The sequence below is a fragment of the Corallococcus sp. CA047B genome, assembly GCF_003612065.1.
Lineage (GTDB): Bacteria > Myxococcota > Myxococcia > Myxococcales > Myxococcaceae > Corallococcus > Corallococcus praedator.
Map to the genome: position 1 here is coordinate 1 of NZ_RAWD01000706.1, position 649 is coordinate 649.

Consider the following 649-nt stretch of genomic DNA (forward strand, 5'->3'; position numbering starts at 1 on the left):
GGCCCGCACCACCCCCAGCCGGGGCGTCAGCGCCGCGCGCACGATGCGCCCCCCATCCATCGGGAACGCCGGCAGCAGGTTGAACACCCCCAGCACCAGGTTGAGCATCGCCAGCGTGAAGCACGCGAACTGCCACTGGAACGCGCCCAGGCCGTGCATCAGCCACGTCACCAGCCCCAGCACCACCGCCAGCCCCAGGCTCGTCAGCGGCCCCACCAGCGCCATCAGCGCCTCGTCGCGCGGCCGCTTCGGCGTCTCCGCCAGCTCCGACACCCCTCCGACAATCATCAGCGTGATGCCGTGCACCTCCCCGCCATGACGCAACGCATAAAACGTATGGGCCATCTCGTGCAGGAGCACCGACACGAAGAGGCCCACCGCCACGCCCAGGCCCCACAGCAGGGGGTGTCCGCCCAGGGTCTCCGGGGGCACCTCCGCCGCGCTCGCCGCCTGCCGGAACGCCGCGCCGAACGACAGGGCCAGGAGCGGCAGCGCCAGGAGCAGCGTGAAGTGGACGCGGATGGGAACGCCCCGGAACGAACCCACCTGGAGTGCACCTGGCCTCGCGTGCATCGTCGCCTCCCCGCTCCCCTGCGCCCCGGCGAAGGACACGGTGTCGGAAATCCTGAACATCCATCCCACCCCCTGC

Annotated in this window: 1 protein-coding gene; it reads right to left on the reverse strand. The window is 71.3% G+C overall.

Features of this window, described 5'->3' with window-relative positions:
* On the reverse strand, nucleotides 1-633 hold a 633-nt coding region (locus tag D7X74_RS42285), incomplete at its 3' end, for a site-2 protease family protein (RefSeq protein ID WP_233602499.1).
* Nucleotides 634-649 lie beyond the last annotated feature (16 nt).